At 66.5% G+C, this 26086-nt stretch carries 23 protein-coding genes; 11 read left to right on the top strand and 12 right to left on the bottom strand.

Annotated features, from left to right (window positions below; translation table 11 throughout):
- Positions 1-101: 101 nt before the first annotated feature.
- The gene (locus I2488_RS06570) at positions 102-2663 is read left to right on the top strand and encodes a TonB-dependent receptor (protein WP_343070998.1); all 2562 of its coding nucleotides are present in this window, start codon (positions 102-104) and stop codon (positions 2661-2663) included.
- A 7-nt stretch (positions 2664-2670) separates the two neighbouring features.
- Here I2488_RS06570 and I2488_RS06575 read toward each other — a convergent pair whose 3' ends face one another.
- Entirely contained in the window at positions 2671-3078 is a 408-nt protein-coding gene (locus I2488_RS06575) for a PilZ domain-containing protein (protein WP_196274989.1), read from the bottom strand.
- Positions 3079-3208: 130 nt separating this feature from the next.
- Between I2488_RS06575 and uvrC the strand changes: the two genes are divergently transcribed.
- From uvrC to I2488_RS06595, 4 genes are all read left to right on the top strand, one after another.
- On the top strand, positions 3209-5146 hold the full coding sequence (uvrC, locus tag I2488_RS06580) for an excinuclease ABC subunit UvrC (RefSeq protein WP_196274990.1): 1938 nt from the start codon (positions 3209-3211) through the stop codon (positions 5144-5146).
- A 15-nt stretch (positions 5147-5161) separates the two neighbouring features.
- Complete coding sequence (locus I2488_RS06585) at positions 5162-6220, top strand: PLP-dependent cysteine synthase family protein (protein ID WP_196274991.1); 1059 nt, start codon at positions 5162-5164, stop codon at positions 6218-6220.
- 137 nt (positions 6221-6357) lie between these two features.
- Positions 6358-7161 carry a hypothetical protein gene (locus I2488_RS06590; RefSeq protein ID WP_196274992.1) on the top strand — a complete coding sequence of 268 codons (804 nt, stop codon included), beginning with the start codon at positions 6358-6360 and terminating at the stop codon, positions 7159-7161.
- 32 nt (positions 7162-7193) lie between these two features.
- On the top strand, positions 7194-7607 hold the full coding sequence (locus I2488_RS06595) for a hypothetical protein (RefSeq protein ID WP_196274993.1): 414 nt from the start codon (positions 7194-7196) through the stop codon (positions 7605-7607).
- On the opposite strand, the gene I2488_RS06600 is transcribed toward I2488_RS06595, so the two are convergent.
- The 5 genes from I2488_RS06600 to thiL form a co-directional block, all read right to left on the bottom strand.
- Positions 7608-8510 carry an acyl-CoA thioesterase gene (locus I2488_RS06600; protein ID WP_196274994.1) on the bottom strand — a complete coding sequence of 301 codons (903 nt, stop codon included), beginning with the start codon at positions 8508-8510 and terminating at the stop codon, positions 7608-7610.
- A 40-nt stretch (positions 8511-8550) separates the two neighbouring features.
- Positions 8551-9432, bottom strand: a complete 882-nt coding sequence (locus I2488_RS06605) for a JmjC domain-containing protein (protein WP_196274995.1) — start codon at positions 9430-9432, stop codon at positions 8551-8553.
- On the bottom strand, positions 9429-10598 hold the full coding sequence (locus tag I2488_RS06610) for a GNAT family N-acetyltransferase (RefSeq protein WP_246465520.1): 1170 nt from the start codon (positions 10596-10598) through the stop codon (positions 9429-9431). Before I2488_RS06610 ends, I2488_RS06605 begins: the two co-directional genes overlap by 4 nt.
- A gap of 125 nt (positions 10599-10723) precedes the next feature.
- Positions 10724-12847, bottom strand: coding sequence for a sodium-translocating pyrophosphatase (locus tag I2488_RS06615; RefSeq protein WP_196274996.1), 2124 nt, complete (start codon positions 12845-12847; stop codon positions 10724-10726).
- Between the two features lie 121 nt (positions 12848-12968).
- Positions 12969-13844: a thiamine-phosphate kinase gene (gene thiL / locus I2488_RS06620; RefSeq protein ID WP_196274997.1), complete on the bottom strand. Its 876-nt coding sequence runs from the start codon at positions 13842-13844 to the stop codon at positions 12969-12971.
- Positions 13845-13950: 106 nt separating this feature from the next.
- Here thiL and I2488_RS06625 point away from each other — a divergent pair, with 106 nt between their 5' ends.
- The 6 genes from I2488_RS06625 to I2488_RS06650 all read left to right on the top strand — a co-directional run bounded on the left by I2488_RS06625 (position 13951) and on the right by I2488_RS06650 (position 19282).
- Positions 13951-15123, top strand: a complete 1173-nt coding sequence (locus I2488_RS06625) for an acetyl-CoA C-acetyltransferase (RefSeq protein ID WP_196274998.1) — start codon at positions 13951-13953, stop codon at positions 15121-15123.
- 166 nt (positions 15124-15289) lie between these two features.
- On the top strand, positions 15290-16075 hold the full coding sequence (locus I2488_RS06630) for an SDR family NAD(P)-dependent oxidoreductase (RefSeq protein ID WP_196274999.1): 786 nt from the start codon (positions 15290-15292) through the stop codon (positions 16073-16075).
- A 61-nt stretch (positions 16076-16136) separates the two neighbouring features.
- Positions 16137-17009 carry an enoyl-CoA hydratase-related protein gene (locus I2488_RS06635; protein ID WP_196275000.1) on the top strand — a complete coding sequence of 291 codons (873 nt, stop codon included), beginning with the start codon at positions 16137-16139 and terminating at the stop codon, positions 17007-17009.
- Positions 17006-17644: a TetR family transcriptional regulator gene (locus I2488_RS06640; RefSeq protein ID WP_196275001.1), complete on the top strand. Its 639-nt coding sequence runs from the start codon at positions 17006-17008 to the stop codon at positions 17642-17644. The genes I2488_RS06635 and I2488_RS06640 overlap by 4 nt, the downstream gene beginning before the upstream one ends.
- Before the next feature lie 175 nt (positions 17645-17819).
- Positions 17820-18278, top strand: coding sequence for a MarR family winged helix-turn-helix transcriptional regulator (locus I2488_RS06645; RefSeq protein WP_196275002.1), 459 nt, complete (start codon positions 17820-17822; stop codon positions 18276-18278).
- Positions 18275-19282, top strand: coding sequence for a fumarylacetoacetate hydrolase family protein (locus tag I2488_RS06650; RefSeq protein WP_196275003.1), 1008 nt, complete (start codon positions 18275-18277; stop codon positions 19280-19282). Before I2488_RS06645 ends, I2488_RS06650 begins: the two co-directional genes overlap by 4 nt.
- A 72-nt stretch (positions 19283-19354) precedes the next feature.
- On the opposite strand, the gene I2488_RS06655 is transcribed toward I2488_RS06650, so the two are convergent.
- From I2488_RS06655 to cpaB, 6 genes are read right to left on the bottom strand one after another with little or no spacing between them, the layout of a single operon-like run.
- Positions 19355-20359: a type II secretion system F family protein gene (locus I2488_RS06655; protein WP_196275004.1), complete on the bottom strand. Its 1005-nt coding sequence runs from the start codon at positions 20357-20359 to the stop codon at positions 19355-19357.
- 16 nt (positions 20360-20375) lie between these two features.
- Complete coding sequence (locus I2488_RS06660; protein WP_196275005.1) at positions 20376-21350, bottom strand: type II secretion system F family protein; 975 nt, start codon at positions 21348-21350, stop codon at positions 20376-20378.
- Between the two features lie 41 nt (positions 21351-21391).
- Positions 21392-22657, bottom strand: a complete 1266-nt coding sequence (locus I2488_RS06665) for a P-loop NTPase family protein (RefSeq protein WP_196275006.1) — start codon at positions 22655-22657, stop codon at positions 21392-21394.
- A gap of 4 nt (positions 22658-22661) precedes the next feature.
- A complete protein-coding gene (locus I2488_RS06670; RefSeq protein WP_196275007.1) occupies positions 22662-23348 on the bottom strand; it encodes a CpaD family pilus assembly protein in 687 nt (228 codons plus the stop codon).
- Positions 23349-23362: 14 nt separating this feature from the next.
- Positions 23363-24952, bottom strand: coding sequence for a type II and III secretion system protein family protein (locus I2488_RS06675; RefSeq protein ID WP_196275008.1), 1590 nt, complete (start codon positions 24950-24952; stop codon positions 23363-23365).
- A 56-nt stretch (positions 24953-25008) separates the two neighbouring features.
- Positions 25009-26037 carry a Flp pilus assembly protein CpaB gene (cpaB, locus tag I2488_RS06680; protein WP_196275009.1) on the bottom strand — a complete coding sequence of 343 codons (1029 nt, stop codon included), beginning with the start codon at positions 26035-26037 and terminating at the stop codon, positions 25009-25011.
- Between the last annotated feature and the right edge of the window lie 49 nt (positions 26038-26086).

Genomic DNA, 26086 nt, shown 5'->3' on the forward strand with positions numbered 1-26086 from the left:
ATACCAAATGCGCGTTGCCGCTGCGGGACCGTCTCGGCAGGTGTGGCGTTGAAGCTGCCAATGCCCAGCCGGCACCCTTTCGAGTTCAAGGAATTGCAGACGTGAGATTTTCCGCCGTGCCCTCGCTGGCCGCCATTGCCTTCTGCCTCGCGGCGACCAGTCCCGCGACGGCACAGGACGTGACTGCCGGGACCGATGATGCGGCGGCCGAAGGCGCGGCGCAGGATGCGCTGCAGGATCTCGAAGGCAACCCGATCACTGCCGAGGACGACCAGATCCTCGTCGTCGCCACCCGCATCAAGGGTCAGGTCGATACCGCGCAGCCGCCGATCGCGGTGCTCGATGAGAACGCCATCGCCTCCTATGGCGCGGGATCGTTGCAGGACCTGCTGGCCGCGCTTTCGCCGCAGACTTCGTCGGGGCGAGGGCGGGGAGGCGGGATGCCGGTCGTCCTGCTCAACGGCATGCGCATCTCGGGCTTTCGCGAGATGCGTGGCCTTCCGCCCGAAGCCATCCGCCGGGTCGAGGTCCTGCCCGAGGAAGTGGCGCTGAAGTACGGCTACCGGCCCGACCAGCGCGTGGTGAACTTCATCCTCAAGGATAATTTCAGCAGCTTCGGCAGCGACAGCGAGTTGCGCCTGCCCAGCGGCGGCGGCTTTACCGAGTGGGAGCAGGAACTCATCCTGACGAAGATCGCGGGCGGCAACCGCATCAACGTGACCGGCAAGCTCGATGATGCCAGCCCGCTGACCGAGGCCGAGCGCGGGATTGTGCAGCCCAGCACTTCGGCGACGCGCGTGGCCGGCGATCCCGATCCGGCGGCCTATCGCACGCTGATCGCGGATTCGAAGTCGGCCCAGCTCAATGCCACACTGGCGCGCGCGCTTGGCGGCGGGGCAGGCTTGAGCGTCAACGTGCTGGCCCAGCGCGACGATTCCCGTTCGCTCAACGGGTTGAACTCGGTGACGCTGACGGATGAGAGCGGCAGCTTCTCGCGCTTCACGCTCGACCCGCAACCGCTGACCACGCGCCGCCGCACGACCACGCTGCAGGCGAGCGCCGCGCTGAACAAGCCGCTTGGCAACTGGAACCTGGCGGTTACGGCAGATGGCGGGCACGTCGAGACGAACAGCACGATCGACCGCCGCGCGGACTTGTCGGGTCTGCAGGCACTGGTGAACAGCGGAGCACTGGCAGCGTCGGGCGCCTTGCCGTCCTCGGCGATCATCCCCGGTGCGGCCGACCGGGCATTGTCCAAGACCGACTCGCTGACCAGCCTTGCCACGCTGTCGGGCCGTCCGCTGCGCCTGCCGGGTGGCGAGGTGGCGCTGACGGTCAAGGCGGGGTTCGACTATTCGGGCATCGAAAGCAGCGATACGCGCACCGCCACCGGCCAGATCAACCTCAAGCGCGGCGATGCGCAAGGTGGGTTAAGCCTCGACCTGCCAATCACCAGCCGCAAGGAAAGCTTTGGCGCCGGGATTGGCGACATCTCGCTCAACGCCAATGCCGAAGTGCATCGGCTGTCGGACTTCGGCACGCTCTACAACTGGGGCGGCGGGCTGACATACAGTCCGACCGAGAAGTTGACCCTGCAGGCCAGCTATGTCGCTGCCGACAAGGCGCCGACGCTGACCGAACTGGGCGGCCCTTCGATCCTCACCGAGAACGTCTCGATCTACGACTTCTCGCGCGGCGAGACGGTGCTGGCGCGGGTGATTTCGGGCGGCAACCCGAACCTCGTCAAGGAGCGCCAGCGCGACTGGAAGTTCGGGCTCAACTGGACGCTGCCGTTCCTCAAGGATTCGACCTTCGTCGCCGAATACTTCCGCAACCGCTCGACCAACACCACCAACGATTTCCCGCTGCTCACGCCAGAGGTGGAAGCGGCGTTTCCGGGGCGCGTCGTGCGCGATGCCTCGGGGCGGATCGTGTCGGTGGACCAGAGCCCGGTGACCTTTGCCGAGGAGAAGAGCTCGCGCCTGCGCTATGGCCTCAATCTCTCCGGCAGCTTCGGCAAGCCCGACCCCAATGCACAACGCGGGCCGATGGCTGGCGTGCGGGGCGGCGGTGGCGGGCCGGGTGGTCCTCGCGCCGGGGCTGGCGGTCCGCCTCCCGGAGCCGGTCCGCGCATGGGCGGTGGTGGCGGGCGCGGCGGCCCCGGCGGCTTCAATTCCGACGGTCGCGGCCGCTGGAACCTTTCGATCTTCCACACCATCCGCTTCCAGCAATCGGTGCAGATCGCTCCGGGCGGCACCGTGCTCAACCTGCTCGATGGCGAGGCGATCAGCGGCAGCGTGGCGCGGCATTCGCTGGAGATGGAAGGCGGCGGCTTCTATCGCGGCTTCGGCCTGCGCCTCAACGGCACCTACACCGGCGGCTCGCGCATCGATGCCAGCGGCTTGCCGGGTTCGACGACGCTGAGGTTCGATCCGATCGCCACGTTCAACCTGCGCCTGTTCGCCGATCTCGGGCGCAAGCCGAAGCTGGTGGAGAAAGTGCCGTTCCTCAAGGGCTCGCGCCTCTCGCTTTCGGTCGACAACCTGTTCAACGCCCAGCAGCGCGTGACCGACAATACCGGCACCGTACCGCTGCGCTATCAGCCCGGCTACCTCGATCCGCGCGGGCGGGTGTTCGAGATCGAGTTCCGCAAGCAGTTCTGAGGCCGGGCTAGACGATCCGGCTCTTGCCCTGCACCCAGGCGCGGGCGCGTTCCTTGTTGCGCTCGCGCTCGGTCGCGGCGAAATTGTCGGCAAAGTGCCGCAGCGAAACGACCTGCGCGAGCGGCAGCTTCTCTTCGAACATCAGCCCGCAACGCCCGTAGCGGGCCCAGCGCACCTGTCCGAACGCCTCGATATGTTCGCATTGCAGGATCGCCGAAGCGCCGACAGGCGGCAGGTCTTCCTCGGGAATGATCGCCGCGCCGGTGACGGACAGGTCCTCGAGCATGCAATGCTGCGTGCCCGTCAGCAGGATCAGACGCGCAGGCAGGTGCAGCCGGACGCGGGCATCGCCGCGCCGTCCCTGGGGCACGGCGCTTGCGCCTGTCCCCGCCCGGCCGAAAGGTTTCGCGATCATTCACCACTTGTCGCGCAGGAGCCCTAAAACCACCGGAACGGACCATCCGGGAAAACCCTGATCACTTTGGGGAAACCCGGCCTCTGACCATTGCGCCGCGCGCGCCAGCGACTATCTGCATGGGAACGCCATGGCCCGCACGCCCGCCCCTCCACCCGACCGCGATACCGAGCGCTTCCACGAGGATCGCGCGTCGACCACCGTGCGCGGTGCGGACAAGCCGGACATCGAACTGGGCATCTCGGTCATCCGCGATACGGTGAACACGCTGCGGCCCAAGCCCGGCGTCTACCGCATGCTCGATGCGCGAGGTGACGTGCTCTACGTGGGCAAGGCGCGCGCGCTGAAGAACCGCGTCGCCAACTATACGCAAGTCGATCGCCTGCCCAACCGCCTGCGCCGCATGGTCAGCCAGACGCGCAGCATGACGATCGTCACGACGAATTCGGAAGCCGAGGCGCTGCTGCTCGAAGCGCAGCTGATCAAGCGCTTCCGCCCGCCCTACAACGTGCTGCTGCGCGATGACAAATCGTTCCCGTTCATCCTGTTGCGCGGCGACCATGCGTTCCCGCGCATCCAGAAGCATCGCGGCGCGCGCAAGGCCAAGGGCAACTACTACGGCCCCTTTGCCAGCGCCGGCAGCGTCAACACCACGATCAACGCACTGCAGAAACTGTTCCTGCTGCGCAGCTGCAACGACGGCTTCATGGCGCGGCGCGATCGGCCCTGCCTGCTCTACCAGATCCGCCGCTGCTCGGCCCCTTGCGTCGATCGCATCAGCGAGGCGGACTACGGCGAGCTGGTGCGGCAGGCCAAGGACTTCCTCGGCGGCAAGTCGAGCGCGGTCCAGCGCGAGATCGAGGCGCAGATGCAGGAGGCGGCGGAGAACCTCGACTTCGAGCGCGCCGCGATGCTGCGCGACCGTTTGCGCGCCGCCACCTTTATCCAGGGCAGCCAGGCGATCAACGCCGAGGGCGTCGGCAATGCCGATGTCTTCGCCATGGCAGTCAAGGGCGGGCAGGTGGCGGTGCAGGCCTTCTTCATCCGTGGCGGCCAGAACTGGGGCCACCGCGCCTTCTTCCCCAGCCACACCGAGGGGCTGGCAGAAACCGAAGTGATGACCAGCTTCCTCGCCCAGTTCTACGAGGAAGTGCCGCCGGCGCGCCTGATCCTCGTCGACCGTGAACTGCCAGAAGCCGCGCTGCTGGCCGAGGCCCTGTGCGAGGCGGCAGGAGGCAAGGTCGAGATTTCGGTGCCCCAGCGTGGCGACCGGCGCAGGCTGATGGAGCAGGCGCAGCGCAACGCCGTGGAATCGCTCGACCGGCGCATGGCCGAGAGCGGCACCAAGGCCAAGGTCATGCGCGAACTCGCCGAATTCCTCGAACTGCCCGAAGTGCCGCAGCGCATCGAGGTCTATGACAACAGCCACATCCAGGGCACCAATGCGCTTGGCGCGATGATCGTCGCGGGGCCGGAAGGCTTCGTGAAGGGCCAGTACCGCAAGTGGAACATCAAGACCGCACAGACCAACGACGACTTCGGCATGATGCGCGAAGTGATGACCCGGCGCTTCGGCAAAGCGCAGGAGGAAGACCCTGACCGCGAGAGCGGCATGTGGCCCGACCTCGTGCTGATCGATGGCGGCAAGGGCCAGATGTCGGCGGTGAAGGAGGCGCTTGGCGAACTCGGCATCGAGGACGTGGCGCTGATCGCCATTGCCAAAGGGCCGCACCACGGGCGCGAAGGACGCGAGGTGTTCCACTTCCCCGACGGGCGCGAGAAGATGCTTCCGGTCAACTCGCCGGTGCTGTTCCACCTGCAGAACATGCGCGACGAGGTTCACCGCTTCGCCATCGGCGCCCACCGCGCCAAGCGCAGCCGCGCGATCACCGCCAGCCCGCTGGACGAGATCCCCGGCATCGGCCCGGCCCGCAAGCGCGCGCTGCTCCTGCACTTCGGCACGGCGGGCAAGGTCCGCGCGGCGAGCCTCGACGATCTGCAGCGCGCACCGGGCGTGAGCGCGGCAGTGGCGCAAACCGTCTACGACTTCTATCATCCGAACGGCTAGAGGATGGAGAGTGCGATGAGCGACGACCGGCGCAAGTGGAGCGACGAGGCCGTGCGCCGGATCGAGGCGGACTTCAACCGCTCCGCCGACACGCACCTGATCCGCGTGGAACTGCCGAAATTCCCCGGCATCACGCTCTACCTCAAGGACGAAAGCGTCCATCCCACCGGCAGCCTCAAGCACCGTCTGGCGCGGTCGCTGATCCTCTACGGCTTGTGCAACAATCGCATCGGCCCGGACACGCTGCTGGTAGACGCGACAAGCGGATCGACGGCGGTTTCGGAAGCCTACTTCGCCAGGCTGATCGGGCTGAAATTCGTCGCGGTCATTCCGCGCAGCACCTCGCCGGCCAAGATCGAGGCGATCCGCTTTCATGGCGGCGACGTCCACATGGTCGACAGCGCGGGCGAGATGTATCCGGCAGCCGAACAGCTTGCTGCCGAAGCAGGCGGCCTGTTTCTTGACCAGTTCACCTACGCCGAGCGCGCGACCGACTGGCGCGGCAACAACAACATCGCGCAGTCGATCTTCCAGCAGATGGCGCGCGAGGATCACCCGGTGCCGTCGTGGATCGTGTGCGGGGCAGGGACGGGCGGTACCTCGGCCACGCTCGGCCGCTTCATCCGCTATGGCCGCTACCCGACGCGGCTGTGCGTGGCTGATCCCGAAGGCTCGGTGTTCCACCGCCACCATGCCGACCGCAGCGTCACCGCGCCGCCGCAGGGCGCGTGCTGCCTGATCGAAGGCATTGGCCGCCCGCGCGTCGAACCTTCGTTCGTGCCCGAGGTGATCGACCGCATGATCGCCGTGCCCGATGCCTCGTCGATCGGGGCGATGCGCGCCATTGCCGCGCGGATCGGCAGGCCGGTCGGCGGTTCGACCGGCACCAACATCCACGCCTGCCTCATGCTGGCCGAGGAAATGGCGGCGGCAGGCCAGGCGGGTTCGATCGTCACGATCCTGTGCGATTCGGGCCTGCGCTATGCCCAGACCTATTACGACGATGCCTGGCTCGAGGCGCAGGGGCTGGACTGGAAACCCGCCGAAACCCGCGCCGCCGCGTTGCTTTCCTGACACAGGGCATACGCAGGAACACCGTTTAGGCACCGGTAACCTTGTTTGTTTGCCTGCGGTTGAGGCTCCCGGGCGCTTGCTCGCCTGCGGGACAGGCCTTGCGCGTACGGGACGCGCGGGGCCGGGAGACTTGGGCAATGACGTTACGCAGCAGCCGCATTGCGGCATTGGGAGCCTTGGCGATGGTGGCTGCCGCACCGCTCGCCGCACAAAGCGCCAACGGCGTCGGCTCGCCGTTCGAACTGGCGTTCTGGCAATCGGTGGCGGGGAGCGAGGACCCGGCGGTCTATGACGCCTACCTGCAGCAATACCCCGCCGGGACATTCGCGGGCCTCGCCAAGGCCAAGGTGGCGAGCCTGCGCAAGTCTGCGCCAGCCCCGGTGGTCGCACCGCCGGTTGCTGCGCCCGCCCCGCAACCGGTCGCCGCTCCAGCGACACCGGCACCCGCCCCGGCTCTTGCCACAGCCGTAGCGGCACCGGCAGAACCCGCACAGGCCGCCCGCGATGCCGCGCTGCTTAGCGAACTGGCCAAGTCGCAGGAGCCCGGCGCGGGCACCGCAAGTGTCGCCGCCGCGCAAGGCTTTGCCCTGCCACCCCGGCCTGCGCTCACCGAGGTCAGCGACCTGCCGCTGCCGGGATCGTTCTGCTCTGCCGAGCAGCGCAATGCCTTCTACGAACTGCGCTACAAGCCGCTGCTCGAACTCGCACGCGGCAACAACTCCGCCGCCATCGCCCACATGCAGAAGCTGCAGCAGGCCTACGACAGCTACCAGCTCGCGCGCGATCCCTCGCCGATGAACGCGCTGGCCGCCGAGGCGCGCGACTATCAGCAGCAGGTTGCGGCGATGACCTACAGCCGTCAGGCCGCCGTGGTCCGCCAGTTCGATGCGATCATGGCCGTACCGATCACCGCCTGCCCGGTCACGGTCGCCGCGAAGTGAAGCGCCTCGTTGCCGCGCTTGCGGCCTGCACAATGCTTCTGCCGCTGCCAGTGCAGGCGCAGGCCTGTCTTGATCGCGAGACCCTTGTCGCCGCGCAAGTCCATGAATTCGAAGCGATGATGATGGCGGTCAGCCTGCGCTGCAAGGCCATCGGCGTCGACATCTCCGCCGATTACGAGGCCATGCTTGCCACCCACGCGCCGGTCTTTGCCGCAGCCGACCGCCGCCTGCGCGCGCACTTCGCGCAAGGGCGCACTTACGAGAGCTACGCTACCCAGCTCGGCAACCGCTATGGCGGCGGAGCGACCGATCCCGCCAATTGCCAGCGCTTCGATGCCGTGGCCCGCACCCTCGCCGCGCAACCGGCGATCTCGGCCTTGGGCAAGGTCGTCGCGGCCATGGTCGCGCAGCCGCGCATCACCGGTGCCGCCTGCCGCAAGCCCTGATCAGCCCTCGCGGCTCTTCGGCTCGATCGGCCGGATCAGCCCTTCCTGTGCCACGCTTGCCACCAGCCTGCCGTCGCGAGTGTAGATCCGCCCGCGATTGAAGCCGCGCGCGCGCCCAGCCCACGGGCTGTCGCAGGCGTAGAGCAGCCATTCGTCGGCGCGGAAATCATCGTGGAACCACACTGCGTGGTCGAGGCTCGCGCCCATCAGGTTGCCCTTCGACCAGCTGATGTCGTGCGGCAGGGTGGAGGTACCGAGCAGCGTCATGTCGCTGGCATAGGCCAGCACAGCGCGGTGGATGCGCGGATCGTCGGGCAGCGCGGCGACCGAACGGAACCAGGTATGCGCGCGCGGCTCCTGCGGGCCGCTGTTCATCCAGTGCCGCGCCTCCAGCGGGCGCAATTCGATGGGTCGGGGCTGCAGCATGAACTGGCGCTGATGCTCCGGCATCTTGTCGGCATGGCGACGGCGCAGTTCGGCCTCGCTGGCAAGATCATCCGGTCCGGCCACCTCCGGCATCGGCTCGGCATGATAGCGCCCGTCCTCGCGCTTGTGGAACGAGGCGACCATGTTGAGGATCGGCTTGCCCAGCTGGCTCGCCACCACCCGCCGGTTGGAGAACGAACCGCCGTCGAGGTCGCGCTCCACCTTGAAGTCGATCTCGTGGTCCTCGTTCCCGCCGCGCAGGAAATAGGCGTGGAGCGAGTGGACCGGGCGGTCGTCGGGCACGGTGCGCTCGGCGCTGGCGAGGGCCTGGCCGATAACCTGCCCGCCGAACACGCGGCCGACGCCGCCGATCTTGCGCCGTCCCTCGAAGCGGTCGCCGCCGTGGTCCTTGACGTCGAGCAGGTCGAGCAGACGGTCGACCAGTTCCTGCGGAGTCGGATTGTCGTTTTCGGTCATGCCCGTCCGATGGACTGACTTGCCGTTAGCGTCAACGGGATCAGCGCCGTCCACTGAGCTTGGCATAGAGCCGCCAGCCCAGCGCCTTGGCGCGATTGCTGGCCGGCCAGCGCCCCGGCGCGCGCGGAGCCCGGCCCCATTTGCGCAGCAGACCATTGAACGCCCGCGCATCGGCTTCGGCAAAGCTCCATTCCGAACGCCACGTGATCGACAGCGAGACCGAGGGCGCAGGCCCGTTTCGCACGAAATGCGGCGACATCACCGGTACATAGAGCGCCTCGCCCGGGTGCAGCGACCAGTCCTTGCCGGCGGGCTTCAGCTCGTCCCGCCAGAACAGCTCGCGTCCGCCGCCGGTGTGATAGCTTTCGTGCGTCTCGTCCGGCGCAAAGCGCGCATCGCCTGCCGGGAACATGGTCATGACCTTGCTGCCCATGACCTGCAGCAGGATGTTGTGCTCCGGGTCGAAGTGATAGGGCGTCACGCCGTCGGGGCTGGTCACGAAGACAAAGCCCTGCGGCTTGAGCATCGCCCCGGTGCGGTCCTCGATCACCGGGCGCAGTTCTTCCAGCAGGCTCGCCAGCAGTTCGGCATAGGCCGGGCATTGCTCGATGTTCTTGAGCGCGGCCCAGCTGCCGGTCGAGGCGATGTTGCGGATGGTCTCGCCGATGCCGATGCCGTTGGCCGGAGCCTTCTCGCCGTTCAGGCCGATGGGCAGTGCGGCGCGGTTGTACTCCACCGAACGCTCGGGCAGGGCCTCGGCCAGACAGGCCAGCGCGTCCAGCTGCATCAGCGGGTGCATGCCGAGCCGGTGAACCAGCTTGTGCGGCACTTCCGGGTAGGACGCGGCAAAGGTTGCGCGCGAAGTCTCGTCGAAGGCATCAAGCGGCGCCGCTGCGCGCGGCAAAGGGAAGGGCTGGTTCATCGTGTCAGTCCGACGGGATTGCGCCCGAGTTCGAGCGCGAGGAGGGTTTCGAACAGGGATCGCCGCAGCTTGCCGCCGATCGCCACGGAGATGCGCCCGATCGCGCGGCGCTCGGTCCACAGGCTGTCGATCATCGGATGGTCGGGCGCGGCGCAGCTGTCGCACCAGGTGATCTCGGGCCGCGAAAGCAGTGCCAGGTTTTCGCGTTGCAGCAGCACGCCCGGCGAATAGCGTGCGAAGTCCTCGTCGAACGCGGTCTTGTAGGAAAAGCTGCCCGGCGGCGTCAGGAAGTTGGCCAGCATGGCAATCGGCCGCCTGTCGATCGTCAGCGACAGGCGCTCCAGTCGGCCCAGCGCGGCCGCGCCTTCCAGCGCATTGCGGAACAGGGCCTCGGTCTCCGGCGCACAGGCCATCGCACTGTTGCTCGTGCCTTTCCAGCCACGCTTCTCAAGTGCGAGGAAGGCCTCGATCCAGGCGTCCAAGGCCGTGGCGTCCCGATACCGCACCACTTCCAGCTGCCCCTGTTCGGCGAGGCGCGAATGCTGGCGGCGCAGCTCCTTGCGCTTCTTGGCGGTGAGCGCCCGCTCGAGATAGAGTTCCGGTGTCAGCGGCGAATGCAGCAGGGCTCGCTGCTCGCGCATGACCAGCGAGGCCTTGCGGCCCTGCTCATCGGCACAGTCGAACAGCGCCTCGGTCAGCGGCTGTTCCAGCGGCATCGCAGGCAGGTGCAGGAACAGCGCCTGTTCGCGCCCGGCCTGCGCGTCTGCCCATTGCAACAGGGCCCGCCAGAACACCCTTTCGCACCCCGCCCGCACCAGCGGCGCACCGAGGAAGGCGTTGGGATGCAGCCATGTCGCCAGATGCGGCAGCGGCCAGCGACCATAGCGGCGGGGGCTGCTCAACGGCATCAGCCCGGCAAGTTCGCCCGCCACTTCCACCGAGAGCAACCGGCCCGTTCCTGTGGGATCGAAAGCCTCGAGCGAGGCCAGCAGGTACCACGGCTCGAAGAACGGGTTCGGGGTCGATGCACTTTCCGCCAGCGCATGCCACTGCATGCGGCGTTCGGGCGAAGTCCATTCGCGCCACGGTCGCACCGACGTCACCGGCTCGTCCGCAAGGACGAGAGGCGTGGGCGTGGCTGCCGTGGTGAATGTCGCAAGGTTCAAGTGTCAGGGTCTCCGCACCTCGCCTTAGGTGCAATGCCCGAAAACTCGGTTAACACGCGGGCAAAGAAATGCCCCGCCCGGATCGCTCCGGACGGGGCCTCCTCTCCCCAACTTTCCGTTGGTGGTTATCCCATCGCGTGGCTGGCAAGGGCTGCAAGCAGCAGCAGTGCCACGATATTGGTGATCTTGATCATCGGGTTCACGGCAGGGCCGGCGGTGTCCTTGTAGGGATCGCCCACGGTATCACCCGTGACGGCGGCCTTGTGGGCTTCCGAGCCCTTGCCGCCGTGGTTGCCGTCTTCAATGTACTTCTTGGCATTGTCCCATGCGCCGCCGCCCGAGGTCATCGAGATGGCGACGAACAGACCGCCGACGATCACGCCGAGCAGCAGTGCGCCAAGCGCGGCAAAGCCGTTGGCCTGGCCAGCGACACCCGCGATCACGAAGTAGACCGCGATCGGTGCCAGCACCGGCAGCAGCGACGGCACGATCATTTCCTTGATCGCCGCCTTGGTCACGAGGTCCACGGTGCGGGCATAGTCGGGCTTGCTGGTGCCTTCCATGATGCCCTTGTTGCTGGCGAACTGCTCGCGCACGTCGACCACCACGTCGCCTGCCGCGCGGCCCACTGCGGTCATGCCCATCGCACCGAACAGGTACGGCAGGAGCGCGCCGAGCAGCAGCCCGACGATGACATAGGGGTTCTCGAGGCTGAAGCTGACCGCGAGGTTCGGGAAGAACTCGCGCAGGTCGGTGGTATAGGCGGCGAACAGGACGAGCGCGGCAAGGCCGGCCGATCCGATCGCATAGCCCTTGGTCACGGCCTTGGTGGTGTTGCCCACCGCGTCCAGAGCGTCGGTCTTGTCACGCACCGAATCGTCGAGACCGGCCATTTCGGCGATGCCACCGGCGTTGTCGGTGACCGGGCCGTATGCGTCGAGCGCCACGACCATGCCGGCCAGCGCCAGCATCGCGGTTGCGCCATAGGCAATGCCGATCAGGCCTGCGAGCTGGTAGGCGATGATGATGCCGGCACAGATCACGATGGTCGGCATCGCGGTCGATTCAAGGCTGATTGCCAGGCCCTGGATGACGTTGGTGCCGTGGCCGGTTTCCGACGACTTGGCGATCGAGCGCACCGGGCGATAGTTGGTGCCGGTGTAGTACTCGGTGATCCAGATGATCAGGCCGGTGATGACGAGGCCAAGCAGCGAGCAGTAGAACAGCACGCGGCCCGAGAAGGTCACCGTATTGTCGAGGATGGTGTAGCCCATCGGCGCTTCCATGTCCCCGAGCGCATAGGAAATCGCCCACCAGATCGCACCGACGGACAGGACGGCGGTGACAAGGAAGCCCTTGTACATCGCGCCCATGATGTTGTTCGAGGAGCCGAGCTTGACGAAGTAGGTGCCGATGATCGAGGTGACGATGCACACGCCGCCGATCAGCAGCGGCAGCGCCATCATCGGGGCGAGAGCAGCGCCAAGGCCCTTGAGCAGCAGCGCGGTCAGCACCATCGTGGCGCCCACGGTCACGACGTAAGTTTCGAAGAGGTCGGCGGCCATGCCGGCGCAGTCGCCGACGTTGTCGCCCACGTTGTCGGCAATCACCGCGGGGTTGCGCGGATCGTCTTCGGGGATGCCGGCTTCGACCTTGCCGACGAGGTCGGCGCCGACGTCTGCGGCCTTGGTGAAGATGCCGCCGCCAAGGCGCGCGAAGATCGAGATCAGCGAGGCACCGAAGGCCAGCGCGACGAGGCCGTCGACCACGGTGCGGTCATCGCCGCCCACGGTGTAACCGGCGATGTCGGTCAGGTAGTGGTAGAACACCGCGATGGCGAGCAGGGCGAGGCCTGCCACCAGCATGCCGGTGATCGCGCCTGCGCGGAACGCGAGGGTCAGGCCGGCCTGGAGGCCGTTCTGCGCCGCCGCTGCCGTGCGCACGTTCGAACGCACCGAGATGTTCATCCCGATGAAGCCCGCGACGCCCGAAAGCACGGCGCCGATCACGAAGCCGGTGGCCGAGATCGCGCCGAGCGTCGCGGCGATGATCACGGCAACGACCACGCCGACGATGGCGATGGTGGTGTACTGGCGCTTGAGGTAGGCTTGCGCGCCTTCCTGGATGGCGCCGGCAATTTCCTGCATCCTGGCATTGCCAGCCGGTGCGCCGAGCACCTGGCGGCTGGTCACGAAGCCATAAACGACGGCCAGCAACCCGAATATTATCGATAAAACGACTAGGTTCACGTTGGCATCCCCCTTATCTCCCGGACCTCGAAAGGTCCGTCCCCGTCGTTGCGGGTCGGGCGGGAAGCTATAGCTTTATTTCTGCCCCGCAAGCCCTTCGATGACGTGCGGCATGGCCTTTTTAATCGTGCATATAACCCAGATTGCCATGCGGCACTGCACCATCGACGATAACAGGTGATGGCATCGCCGCTCGCGCCACGCCGATGCAATGCGCCGCAGTCGGGGGATTCGCATCGGCTGGCAGCGTGAACAGCAGTTCGTAGTCATCGCCCCAGCGCATCGCCTCGTCGCGGCGGCTGGCGGGCAGGGCGGGCGGGAAGGGCACGGCCTCGCTGTCGATGGCAAAGGTCACGCCACTGGCCTGCGCCATCCGCGCGGCATCGATCAGGAGGCCGTCGGAAACGTCCATCATCGCCGTGGCCATGGGGGCCAGCGCCCGCCCTTCCTCAAGGCGCGGCGTCGGCCGCCGGAACGCGGCGCTATCACCAGTCATCCCGTCGCGCAGCGCCTCGAACCCCAGCATCGCCGCGCCCACTGGTCCGGTCAGCCAGAGCCTGTCACCCGGTCGCGACCCGCTCCGTGAAGGCACCGGAGAGCAGGTCGCCCGCCCCAGCGCGGTCAGGCCAAGGCTGCGCGGGCCATTGGCGCTCACCGTATCGCCACCCAGCAAGGGCACGCCAAACGCCTGCAATGCCTCGCCCAGCCCGGCAACGAAGCGCGCATCCTCCTCACCCAGCGTGAAGCCGAGCAGCACGCCCACCGGTTCCGCGCCCTTGGCCGCGAGGTCCGAGAGGTTGGTTGCCACCAGCTTCCACGCCACGTCGGCCATATCCTGCCCCGGCAGCCAGTGCACGCCCTCGACCATCATGTCATGCGTCAGCACCAGCGTTTCGCCGCCGAAGGGCAGGACCGCGCAGTCGTCCGCCAGCCCGCGCGCCGCCGGGTGCGGGGCCAGCGCGCGCAGGGCTTCGATCAGGGCCAGTTCCTTGCTCACGCCCCGGTCTATGGGATGCGCTGCGAGACTTCACAAGCCCGCTTGACCAGCGCCGTCCCGCTCCTTAATCGTTCGATTAAAGGTATTTCGAGAGGAGTCGGAGCACATGGCCACAGCCTATATCGTCGATGCGGTGCGCACTGCCGGAGGGCGCCGTGGCGGCCGCCTCGCAGGCGTCCACCCGGTCGATCTCGCCGCGCGCAGTCTCGATGCGATCATCGCCCGCACCGGCATCGATCCGACTGCGGTTGACGACGTGATCATGGGCTGCGTCACCCAGGCCGGGCAGCAGGCCATGCAGGTCGGCCGCAACGCCGTGCTCGCCTCGAAGCTGCTCCCGCAATCGACGCCCGCCGTGACCATCGACCGCCAGTGCGGCTCCTCGCAGCAGGCGATCCAGTTCGCGGCGCAAGCGGTCATGTCGGGCGTGCAGGACGTGGTCATCGCCTCGGGCGTCGAAAGCATGAGCCGCGTGCCGATGGGCTCGAACGCCACCTTCCACATGAAGGAGGGCCTCGGCCACTACAAGTCGCCGGGTCTCGACGAGAAGTATCCGGGCATCATGTTCTCGCAGTTCATGGGCGCGGAAATGATCGTGAAGAAGCACGGCTTCACCAAGGACGACCTCGACCGCTTCTCGCTCAACAGCCACCACAAGGCCATTGCCGCGACGAATGCCCAGGCATTTGCGAACGAGATCGTGCCTATCGAGATCGAGACCCCCGAAGGCCCCGCCATGCACACCGTGGACGAAGGCATCCGCTTCGACGCCACGCTCGAAGGCATTGCCGGGGTCAAGCTGCTCAGCCCCGAAGGTTCGCTCACCGCTGCCAGCTCCAGCCAGATCTGCGACGGCTCCAGCGCCGTGCTGGTCGTCTCCGAAGCTGCGCTCAAGGCCCACGGCCTTACCCCGCTCGCCCGCATCCACAACCTGACGGTGACGGCGGGCGATCCGGTGATCATGCTAGAAGAACCCCTCTTCGCCACCGACCGCGCCCTGCAGCGCGCGGGCATGAAGATTTCGGACATCGACCTCTACGAGGTCAACGAAGCTTTCGCCTCGGTGCCGATGGCCTGGCTCAAGCACACCGGCGCGGACCCCGAGAAGCTCAACGTCAATGGCGGTGCCATCGCGCTCGGCCACCCGCTGGGCGCCTCGGGCACGAAGCTCATGGCCACGCTCGTCCACGCCCTGCGCGCGCGCGGCGGCAAGTATGGCCTCCAGACCATGTGCGAAGGCGGCGGCGTCGCCAACGTCACCATCATCGAAGCCCTTTGATTTTCCACCATCCCTTTCGTCATTGCGAGGAGGCGAAGCCGACGAAGCAATCCAGAGTCATCGCAAGCCGCTCTGGATTGCTTCACCCCGCTCTGCGGGGCTCGCAATGACGAAATTGGGGAACGACACCGATTGATCTGCCATTCTTGAGAGAGGAATACCCCCAATGAAGCTCGACAACACCGTTGCTGCCGTGGTCACCGGCGGCGCTTCCGGCCTCGGCGCTGCCACTGCCCGCGCGCTTGCTGCCAAGGGCGTCAAGGTCGCCATCTTCGACCTGCAGAAGGAAAAGGGCGAAGCCGTCGCGGCCGAGATCGGCGGCGTGTTCTGCGAGGTCAACGTGACCAGCGACGAAAGCGTCGATGCCGGCTTTGCCAAGGCCCGCGCCGCCCACGGTCAGGAGCGCATCCTCGTCAACTGCGCCGGCACCGGCAACGCGATCAAGACCGCCAGCCGCTCCAAGGAAACCGGCGAGATCAAGCACTTCCCGATGGATGCTTTCAACTGGATCATCCAGATCAACCTCGTCGGCACGTTCCGCTGCATCGCCAAGTCGGCGGCCGGCATGATGACGCTCGATCCGTGCGACGAGTTCGGCGAACGTGGCGCCATCGTCAACACCGCCTCGGTCGCCGCCGAAGACGGCCAGATGGGCCAGGCTGCCTACTCGGCCTCGAAGGGCGGCGTCGTCGGCATGACCCTGCCGATCGCGCGCGACCTGATGAGCGAGGGCATCCGCGTCAACACCATCCTGCCCGGCATCTTCAACACCCCGCTGCTGCAGGGCGCGCCGCAGAACGTGAAGGACGCGCTCGCCGCCTCCGTGCCGTTCCCCAAGCGCCTCGGCCAGCCGGAGGAATACGCCAATCTCGCCCTGTGCATGATCGAGACCGGCTACTTCAACGGCGAGGACGTCCGCCTCGACGGTGCCATCCGCATGGCACCGCGCTGACAGCAGAAGTAAGGTGAGGGGCGGGACAGCGATCCCGCCTCCATCGTTTCGGGAGAGTTACGTGGCCGACTACACGCAGATCAAGCTCGACATCGCCGACGGCATTGCAACGATCACGCTGCACCGCCCGGAAAAGATGAACGCCTATACCGGCACCATGATGAACGAGATGATCGACGCGTTCGATCGCACCGATGCCGATGACAGCGTCCGCGCCGTGATCGTCACCGGGGCCGGGGACCGCGCCTTCTGCGCCGGGGCCGATCTTACCCCGTCCGATGGCAAGCACGTCTTCTCCAGCGGCGATACGGTCGAGGACCTGTCCGATCCGCGCGTGCGCGATGGCGGCGGCATGATCACCTTGCGCATCTACCAGTCGAAGAAGCCGGTAATCGGCGCGATCAACGGCGCGGCGGTGGGCGTCGGCGTCACCATGCAGCTGCCGATGGACATCCGCCTCGCCTCGACCAAGGCGCGCTTCGGTCTCGTGTTCGCGCGGCGCGGCATCGTCCCGGAAGCAGCGTCGAGCTGGTTCCTGCCGCGCATCGTCGGCCTGCCCCAGGCGCTCGAATGGTGCATGACCGGCCGCATCTTCGACGCCGAGGAAGCCCTGCGCGGCGGCCTCGTCCGCTCGCTCCATGAGCCTGAGGACCTGATGCCTGCGGCCATCGCGCTCGCCCGCGAGATTGCCGACAACACCAGCGCCGTCTCGGTCGCGATGACCCGCGCGATGCTGTGGCACAATCCCTCGCTGTCGCACCCGATGGAGGCCCACCGCGTCGACAGCCGTGCCATCTACACCCTCTCGCGCGGCGGCGATGCGGCAGAGGGCATCGCGAGTTTTCTGGAAAAACGCGCTCCCCGCTACCCCGGACGCGTTTCTTCGGATATGCCTTCGTTTTATCCGTGGTGGAACGAGCCGGGTTGGGAATGAATACGGAAGTGTCAAAGGGGGAAAGCCTGGAAACGCCGGGCGCACGCGAGCAGCTTCTCCAGACCGCATCGATGATCATGCGCGAGGGAGATGTCGTCGATATTTCACTCTCGGAACTCAGCCTGCGCTCCGGGCTCAATTCCGCGCTGGTGAAGTACTACTTCGGCAACAAGGCCGGCCTGCTCAAGGCCCTGCTCGATCGCGACATGGAGAACATCGTCAAGTCGGTCGATGCCCTGCTGGCCAAGGACGACATGAGCCCCGAGGCCAAGCTGCGGCGCCACATCTCCAAGTGCATCGATACCTATTACGATTACCCCTACCTCAACCGCCTGCTGATGCGTCTGGTGCGCGACAGCGACGAGGCCGAGGCCAAGCGCATTGCCGACCAGTACCTGCTGCCGCTGCACCGCGCCTACAACCGCTTCATCGGCGAGGGCGTGAAGGCGGGCGTGTTCCGGCCGATCAACCCGCAGCTGTTCTACTTCACGGTGACCGGCGCGGCGGACCGTTTCTTCTCGGCGCGGCTGGTCCTCAAGCACTGCTTCGATCAGGACACGCTGACCGAACAGCTGCGCGACAGCTACCGCGAACACACCGTCGACTTCATCATGGCGGGCATCCTCGCGCACTGATTGCGCTGCCGAACCGCCCGTTTTTACTGCCCCGCGCGGCGAAAGCTGCGCGCGGGTGCGGTAAAGAAAATTTCGTGTGGCGGGCAGGACGGTAATGATCTAACGGGTTTTTCGCGGCCTGGTGTCATATTATTTCTCTCTTGCAAATCAGGCTGGTTTCATGTGATACGAAATCATGCCTCAGACACAGTCTCGCCTCTCCGACTTCATGCCCTACCGGATGGCCATCACCTCGAACGCGGTGAGCGGGCTTATCGCGGGCGAGTACCGCAGCGAATTTGGCCTCAAGATCCCCGAATGGCGCATCATGGCGGTCCTCGGCGATGCCGGGTCGCTGACCCAGCGCGATCTCGTCCGCGCCACGCTGATGGACAAGGTCGCCGTCAACCGCGCCTGCAAGGTGCTTGAGGAGCGCGGCCTCGTCCAGCGCAGCCCGAACGAGCAGGACGGTCGCTCGCATCATCTTGAACTGACGGCTGCAGGTTGCGACCTGCACGGCAAGATCTGGCCGCAGGCGGTGGAGATGTACGACAGGATCTTTGCCGCGATCACTCCGCGCGAACAGGAAAAGCTGCGCGCCATCCTCGACAAGCTGCTCAAGGCGGCCCGCGCGCTCGAAGGCGACGACAAGTGAAGCTCGCATCCCTGCCGCAAGGGCGCGACGGTCGTCTGATCGTCGTGTCCGAAGACCTTGCCTGGTACGCCGACGCCGATCACATCGTGCCGACGATGCAGGCCCTGCTCGACGATTGGGACCGCTATTTCCCGATGATCGAGGCGCTTTCGATCGAGCTTGCCCATGAGGCGATCCCGCGCAAGCGCTTCCACGAACGCGAAGCCTGCGCGCCCCTGCCGCGTGCCTACCAGTGGGTCGATGGCAGCGCCTACGTCAATCACGTCGAACTGGTCCGCAAGGCGCGCGGAGCGGAGCTTCCGCAAAGCTTCTGGACCGATCCGCTGATGTATCAGGGCGGCAGCGACGACCTGCGCGGCGGACGCGAACCGTTGCGCCTCGCCGACGAAGCATGGGGCTGCGACCTCGAGGCCGAGATCGTCGTCGTCACCGGCGACGTGCCGCAGGGCGTCTCAGCGGAGGAGGCGCTGGGCCACATCCGTCTCGTCGGCCTCGTCAACGACGTTTCGCTGCGCAACCTGATCCCCGGCGAACTCGCCAAGGGTTTCGGATTCGTGCAGTCCAAGCCGGCCAGCCACTTCTCGCCGGTCTTCGTCACGCCCGCGGCGCTCGGCGATGCCTGGGCCGGTGGCAAGCTCTCGCGCACGCTGATGATCGACGTGAACGGCCAGCCCTTCGGCCGGGTCGAGGCGGGCGAGGAGTGCACGTTCGATTTCGGCGTGCTGATCGCCCATCTGGCCAGGACGCGCAGCCTCGGCGCCGGCTCGATCATCGGTTCGGGCACTGTTTCGAACCGCGATCCCGATGGCTCGCCCGGCCGTCCCGTCGCGCAAGGCGGGCGTGGCTATGCCTGCATCGCCGAACAGCGCATGGTCGAGACCATTGCCTCGGGCCAGCCGCAGACGCCGTTCCTCAAGTGGGGCGACACGGTGCGGATCGAGATGCGCAACGCCAAGGGCAAGAGCATCTTCGGCGCGATCGACCAGACCGTCACCCGCGCCTGAACGCCTGCATCCGCAAACGAAAAGGCCCCGCCGGTTTGTCCGGCGGGGCCTTTCCTTGTGCCTGAAGGCCGGTCAGCTCTTCTTGTGGATCAGGGTATCGCTGATCGAGCAGGCCGCAGGGCCGAGGATGACCACGAACAGCACCGGCAGAATGAACAGGATCAGCGGGATGGTCATGATCGCCGGCAGGCGCGCGGCCTTTTCCTCGGCGCGCATCATGCGCTCGTTGCGGAACTCGGCCGAAAGCACGCGCAGTGCCGATGCCAGCGGCGTACCATAGCGCTCGGTCTGGATCATCGTTGTCACCACGCCCTTTACCGAATCCAGATCGACGCGGTAGGCCAAATTCTCGAAAGCCTGGCGGCGCTCGGTCAGGAACGACAGCTCGATCGCGGTGAGGGCGAACTCGTCGCCCAGTTCGGGATAGGCACGCCCCAGTTCGCGCGCCACGCGGCTGAACGCGGCGTCGACGGTCAGGCCGGCCTCGGCGCAGATCACCAGCAGGTCGAGCGCATCGGGCAGGCCCTTGCGGATCGCGTTGGTGCGCTTGGACACCATGTTCTGGATGAACACGTCCGGCCCCTTGTACCCCGCGATCAGCATGAACATGAACGCGCCCATGCGCTTCATGGGGCTCCAGTCGCCGAACATGTTCGTCCAGTAGAACATCACCGCGCCAAGCAGGCCGAGCGTGATCGGGCCGACCAGACGGCCAAGGATGACCGCAACCGCCCATTCCTTCTTGCGGATGCCGGCCTGGGCCAGCTTCTGCTGGATGACGGCGAGCTGGCTGTCCTGCAGGACCTTCAGCGATTCGAGGAAGCCGCGGATCTGGTCGGTGGTCTGGTTGCGACGGACGATGCTCTGGCGCTTGCGGGCATTGGCGGTGACGATGCCGGCCTTGAGCTGCTCGCGCCGCTCGTTCAGCGCCTTGACGCGCTTGGCCATCGGATCGCGCACGGTCACCGCGGCATAGATCGCCAGCATGACGGCGGCGGCGGCAACGCCGATCAGGATCGATCCGACGAAGTAGACGTCAAAGCCGAGCAGGGTCGGTCCGGGCGGGTTCTGAATCATGGCCTGTCTTTCCCGCTCAGATTTCGAAGTTGACCATCTTGGCCATGATGAACGACCCGATGCCCAGCCAGGTCAGCCCGCCGAGCCCGGCGATGATCAGGCGCTCGTCGACGAAGAATTTCGACAGGTAGACCGGGTTGATCCAGTAGATCAGCGCGAACACGATGAACGGCAGCGACCCGACGATATAGGCCGAGGCCTTGGATTCCGAGCTCATCGCCTTGATCTTCAGCTTCATCTGCGCGCGCTTGCGCAGCACGTCGGACAGGTTCGAGAGCGTTTCGGCAAGGTTGCCGCCGGTCTCGCGCTGGATCGCGAGGGTGATGCAGAAGAAGTTGAACTCGGGCATGTTGAGGCGGTCGGCCGTGTCCTGCAGCGCGTCTTCCATCGTCCGGCCCACCTTGATGCGGTCGGTCACCAGCTTGAATTCCTCGCCCACCGGACCCGGCAGTTCGCTGGCGACAACGCCAAGCGTCTCGGTCACCGGCAGGCCCGAACGAAGCCCGCGCACCAGCAGGTCGAGCGCATCGGGCAGGCGGGTGGTGAAGTTGTCGACGCGCTTGTTGATGGCGCGCGATACCAGCATGTGCGGAATTCCGCCGCCGATCAGCACGCCCGCGCCAAGCGCCATCAGCGGCGCGCCGGTCTTCAGGTAGACGATGACCAGCACCGCCAGGGCAAGGCCGCCGCTGAAATAGAGGTACTGCGACAGCGTCCAGCCCTTGCCGGTGCGATGAAGCCGCAGTTCCAGCGCTTCCATTCGCGAACCGGACCCGGCGATCTTCATGGTGCGCGGCTTGCGCGCGGCCAGCGTCTTGCGATACTGCGCCTCGACCTTGTCCATCGCGCTGTCGGAATGGCGGAAGCGCACCGACTGCAGTCGGCGCCCGCCTTCCTTCGAGGCGGAAGGACCCGAAAGCGCGGCATAACCCAGCACCATCGCCACCATCATGCCGACGGACATCAGGATCAGCTGGATCATGTTCCCCATTTCAGGTCTCTTCCTGTAACCTCAGTGGCTGCAATGCCGGATCAGGCCGGCACGCCGGCCTTGGGCTTGTTGAGCATCTTCTTGAGATCGAACTTGCCCAGCAGCGAGGGCTTGCGCGCGGTGGCAGCGCCGTCCTCCGCGCCGTCCTCCTCGCCCGATCCGATGATCGCGAAGGCGATGTCGCGGATCGCGCCACCCACCTTCGAGGCCCGGTTGGCGGCAACGAAAGTCTGCCCCAGCTTGGCCGCGTTCGACGCGCCCTTTATGTCGTAGGGCAGCATGTAGTTGATCTTGCGCTCGATCGAGGCTTCGAAGTCGGCCTTGCTGATTTCGTTCGCGCCGGCCTGCACCTTGTTCGCCACGATGATCGGGCGGGCGTGCGCGGCATTGGTCTTCAGCCAGGAGAGCAGGCGGATGGCATCGCGGGCACCGGCCAGCGTCAGTTCGGTCGCCACGATCACCACGTTCACGTCACCCAGCAGGTGCGGGAAGTTGATCAGCATGTTGCGCGGCATGTCGATCACGGTCATCTCGAACGCCTGGCGGAATTCCTCCTCCAGCTGCACGAAGGCGCTGCCGTCGGTCATCAGCGGCGAGCTGATCGGCGCTTCGGCCGAAAGGATCGCCAGATTGTCGTTGGCGCGGATCATCGCGCGTTCGATGAACAGCCCGTCGATGCGGCTCGGATTGTCGATAGCGTCGGTCAGGCCGCGGCCCGGCTCGAGGTCGAGCGTCAGCGCCCCGGTGCCGAAGTGCACGTCAAGATCGAGCAGCGCGGTCGGCAGCTTGTGGTCGGTGCTGAACAGCCAGGCGAGCGAGGTCGCCAGCGTCGAGGCACCGACGCCGCCGCGCGTGCCGACGACCGCAGTCGAGACGTGGCGCTTCACTGCTGCCGGATCATGGCTCTTGGGCGCCGTGAAGATCGCCTGCGCCTGCACCAGCGCGTCACGGATCTGCCCGGCGTTGAGCGGCTTGAGCAGATAGTCCTGGATGCCCGAGGCGATCAGGTCGCGGTAGAGGCGCACATCGTTGACCTGGCCCACCGCGATCACCACGGTGCCCGGTTCGCACACCTCGGCCAGCGCGTTGATGTCGTTCAGCGGGTCGCCGCTTTCCGACAGGTCGACCATCAGGATGTTCGGGCTGGCGGTGATGGACAGCGACTGGATCGCGTTCCTCAGGCCGCCACGGTGGCACTTTTCCGGTGCCCAGCCCATGTCGACGACGACCGGGCGAAGCACGTCGAGCGCGGTCTCGTCGCACATGAAGGCGGCAAAGGCGTCGCGGTTTGCATTCTTCCAGCTCATGTCGTCAGTTCCCTCCACCGCCGCCGCCGGCAGCGTTCGACGTCGCATTGTTCTTCAGGCCTTGCTCACCGGTCGGCCGTGCCGTGCGGAAGCTGTCTATCGCCTTGGTCCCGCTCATCACCACGGTCTCGCCGGTGCCGTCCGCGCCCTTGACCAGGTGCTCCTTGTCGGCGACCATCGCGGCCAGATTGCTGTTGATCGCGCAGCCGAAGTTCGAGGTGGTGCGGTTGCTCATCGAGAAGTCGGACTTGGCGGTCCAGTCCGGGCATCCCGGAACCGAAGCCGTCGCCCGCATCACCACCACGCGCGCAGCGCCAGCCGCCACGTAGCCGGGAGTGACCGGGGCCGGACCGTCGACGAACATGCCCCAGCGGCCGGCAACCGCGTCGACCGAGGCAATCGTCGCCTTGGACTGCAGCGGATCGTCGATGGCGATCTTGTCGCCATACTTCAGGCCGAGGCTTTCGAACCATCCGGCGAGGCGGCGCTGTTCAGGGATCGAGATGCCGCCGCCGGGCAGCGTCTCGACGTCGAAGACATAGCGGTCACGCTCGACCACCGGCTGGTGGACCGAATTGAGCATCCGGTTCTCGGGCGCGTTGACCGAGCAGGCCGAAAGCACCGTGGCCAGCGAAAGCAGCAGCGCTGCCGAAGCCGGTCGGAGGGCAGGGCGGGTGTGATTGATGCGCATGGGCTGTCCCTCTCTCACTGGATGCTGAAGCCGGGCTCGACGCTGGCGACCTTCTTGTCGCTGCGGCGGTCGGCCGATTGCGGCGCGCCCTTGGGCCGATCGAGTTCGCCGACCTTGGGCCCGGCCTGGACCGTGCCTTCCTTCTGCGTCGGCTTGGGCCGATCGCCGCCGGTCACCCCGTCGTTCTCCATGTTGCCGAGCAGGCGCTGGATGTCGTTGGGGCTCTGGAAGCCGTCGGTCGGCAGCTTGATCTCGTTGGCGTTGACCGGGTTGACCAGATAAGGCGTCACCACGATCACCAGCTCGGTCTCGCCCTTGCGATAGCGGGTCGAGCGGAACAGCGAGCCGAGGATCGGCACGTCGCCTACGCCGGGCATCTTGGTCAGGGCGTTCTGCGAACCGTTCTGCAGCAGGCCGGCGATCATGAACGACTGGCCCGAGCCCAGTTCGATCGTGGTTTCGGCGCGGCGCACGGTCAGCGCCGGGATTTCCACGCTGTCGAGCTTGAGCGCACCGGTGCTGGAAAGCTCCGAGACTTCCGGCCGCACGCGGATCGAGATGCGCCCGTTGGCCAGGACCGTGGGGGTGTAGGCAAGGCTCACGCCATAGCGCTTGTATTCGATCGAGGTGGTGCCGAGGCCCTGCGATACCGGGATCGGGTATTCGCCGCCCGCAAGGAAGTCGGCCGTCTCGCCCGAAAGCGCGGTCAGGTTCGGTTCCGAAAGCGTGGTCACCAGGCCCAGCGTCTCGCCGGCATCAAGCGCGCCCAGCAGGTCCAGCCCGAGCAGCTTGCCCATGCCCGAAATCGTCGTGCCCGAAGCGGCAGCCGAAATCGCAGTGCCGGTGCTCTTGACCAGATTGGCCGAGGCACCGGTCGGATCGGGGATATAGCCGCTCACGTTGACGTTCCCGCCACCCACCGCAAACGGCAGGCGCGGGTCGTTGGTGAACGTCGTGCCGATCGCGCGGCCTTGACCAACGCCGAACTTGAAGCCGCCCGAACCGTCGATCGTCGTCAGGTTGAAGCCGAGGTCGCGCACCAGCGTGCGGCTCACCTCGGCAAACTTCACGTGCAGGCTCACCTGCAGCGGCGTTGCCATCTTCAGGCGGCTGATCACGTTGGTCTTGTCGCCGACGAAGGCCTTGACCAGACGCTCGGCCTCGGCAGCGTCCTCGGGCGCGGCGACCGAACCGGTCAGCAGCACCGTGTTGTTCATTGTCGAGACGTTGACGCGGGCCTCGGGCATGGCGAGGTGCAGCATCTGGTCGATCGAGTCGATGTTGTTGCCGACGCGGATGTTGGCAGACCACACCACGTCGCCCTTGGCGTTGCTGGCATAGACCGTGGTCTCGCCGCCGGCCTTGCCGAACACGTAGAACTGGTTGGTCGACTTGACCTGCACGTCCGCCACCTTGTCATCGGCAACGAAGACGTCGGCCATGCGGCCAGGCACCGTGACCAGTTCGCCGCGTCCGATCGAGATCGTGACGGTACGGGCCGGGCTGGTCAGGCTTTGGGCGTGGAGCGCGCCGGTCGCGGGCAGCAGGGCCAGCGGGGCGGCGATCATCGCGGCCGTGATAAGCGTGGAGAGACGGCGGTTCATGGTGCTGCCCTTCGAATGCGGGTTCTGTCGCATGGTCCTGGTGTCGGGAGCGCGCATCACTTGGCTCCGATCGAGACGGTTTCGGTGTCCTTGCCGCGGGTCACGCGGACCATCGGACCGGTGCGGACGGGCTGGCCGTTCGCCGACATCTGCGGCGCGGGGCCGGAGGACGGTGCGGCATAGCCACCCGATGGCGCCGTCGCGACCGGCACGGTCGAGCGCTGGAAGCGCGATACGTCGCCACCGGTCACGTAGCTGGCCTTGGCGCTTTCGATCGGGCGGGCCATGGCCTGCTTGATCAGCGCTTCTTCCTGCTGCTTGGTCGCGCCAGCCGGGATCTTGACGTCACCCGAAGCGATCGCCTGCTCCAGCTCGGCTGAATTGTCGGCCAGCGAGCGCAGCGACAGGCTGATCGTGCCGACCGTCTGCGCCACCGCGATCTTCTCGGCGATCTTCGGCGTCACTTCGAGCGTGACGGTGCTGAAGGTGCGCACGCGGGTCTTGCCTTCGACCATTTCCTGTTCGGTCGACTGGTCGGTTGCCAGCACGCGCAGGTTCTTGAGGAAGGTTTCCGATGCCTTGAGCGCCATGCCGGCATCGCCGTTGCCCTTGACGGTCTGCGTCAGGACGAGGTCGATGTGGTCGCCCGGGAACACGAACCCGGCAACGCCGGTGCGGGCAGAGACCGGAATGGTCACGGCGCGCATGCCCGGCCCGAGAGCGGCGGCCAGGAAGCCGCGGTCGCCAGGAGCGACAAGGTTGCCCTTGGTCACCGGCTCGCCTGCGGTCATCGGGTTGCGCACCACGGTGCCGAGCAGCTTCTGCATGTCGGCCTCGCCTTCGACGAAGTAGGCGTCCTGGACCATGTCCTTGGGCCAGGGCTGGAAGTTGATCGCGTCGGCGGTGATGATCGTGCCGACGGGCAGGGCGCGCTGCGCCACCAGCACCTTCGGACCCATCGGCACCTTGGCCGCAGCTTCGGCCTGGGGCGTGGACGCGCCGGCGAAAAGGCTCCTTGCCGCGAAGGCCGTGCCGATCGCCACGATCAGCGCCCCCACCAGCAACATCAGCTTCCTCTTGTCCATGCTACTTGTCCCGCCCTCTTAAGTCAGGCCCGCATGTCTCGGGCAAAAT

Origin of the sequence: Novosphingobium jiangmenense, assembly GCF_015694345.1 — a bacterium.
In the GTDB taxonomy this organism is placed as follows: Bacteria; Pseudomonadota; Alphaproteobacteria; order Sphingomonadales; family Sphingomonadaceae; genus Novosphingobium; species Novosphingobium jiangmenense.

Bases quoted from the DNA above. Each gene is read 5' to 3' on its own strand.
- I2488_RS06575 (WP_196274989.1), bottom strand. From the start codon at position 3,078: ATGATCGCGAAACCTTTCGGCCGGGCGGGGACAGGCGCAAGCGCCGTG.
- uvrC (WP_196274990.1), top strand. From the start codon at position 3,209: ATGGCCCGCACGCCCGCCCCTCCACCCGACCGCGATACCGAGCGCTTC.
- I2488_RS06585 (WP_196274991.1), top strand. From the start codon at position 5,162: ATGAGCGACGACCGGCGCAAGTGGAGCGACGAGGCCGTGCGCCGGATC.
- I2488_RS06590 (WP_196274992.1), top strand. From the start codon at position 6,358: ATGACGTTACGCAGCAGCCGCATTGCGGCATTGGGAGCCTTGGCGATG.
- I2488_RS06595 (WP_196274993.1), top strand. From the start codon at position 7,194: ATGCTTCTGCCGCTGCCAGTGCAGGCGCAGGCCTGTCTTGATCGCGAG.
- I2488_RS06600 (WP_196274994.1), bottom strand. From the start codon at position 8,510: ATGACCGAAAACGACAATCCGACTCCGCAGGAACTGGTCGACCGTCTG.
- I2488_RS06605 (WP_196274995.1), bottom strand. From the start codon at position 9,432: ATGAACCAGCCCTTCCCTTTGCCGCGCGCAGCGGCGCCGCTTGATGCC.
- I2488_RS06625 (WP_196274998.1), top strand. From the start codon at position 13,951: ATGGCCACAGCCTATATCGTCGATGCGGTGCGCACTGCCGGAGGGCGC.
- I2488_RS06630 (WP_196274999.1), top strand. From the start codon at position 15,290: ATGAAGCTCGACAACACCGTTGCTGCCGTGGTCACCGGCGGCGCTTCC.
- I2488_RS06640 (WP_196275001.1), top strand. From the start codon at position 17,006: ATGAATACGGAAGTGTCAAAGGGGGAAAGCCTGGAAACGCCGGGCGCA.
- I2488_RS06645 (WP_196275002.1), top strand. From the start codon at position 17,820: ATGCCTCAGACACAGTCTCGCCTCTCCGACTTCATGCCCTACCGGATG.
- I2488_RS06655 (WP_196275004.1), bottom strand. From the start codon at position 20,359: ATGATTCAGAACCCGCCCGGACCGACCCTGCTCGGCTTTGACGTCTAC.
- I2488_RS06660 (WP_196275005.1), bottom strand. From the start codon at position 21,350: ATGGGGAACATGATCCAGCTGATCCTGATGTCCGTCGGCATGATGGTG.
- I2488_RS06665 (WP_196275006.1), bottom strand. From the start codon at position 22,657: ATGAGCTGGAAGAATGCAAACCGCGACGCCTTTGCCGCCTTCATGTGC.
- I2488_RS06670 (WP_196275007.1), bottom strand. From the start codon at position 23,348: ATGCGCATCAATCACACCCGCCCTGCCCTCCGACCGGCTTCGGCAGCG.
- I2488_RS06675 (WP_196275008.1), bottom strand. From the start codon at position 24,952: ATGAACCGCCGTCTCTCCACGCTTATCACGGCCGCGATGATCGCCGCC.
- cpaB (WP_196275009.1), bottom strand. From the start codon at position 26,037: ATGGACAAGAGGAAGCTGATGTTGCTGGTGGGGGCGCTGATCGTGGCG.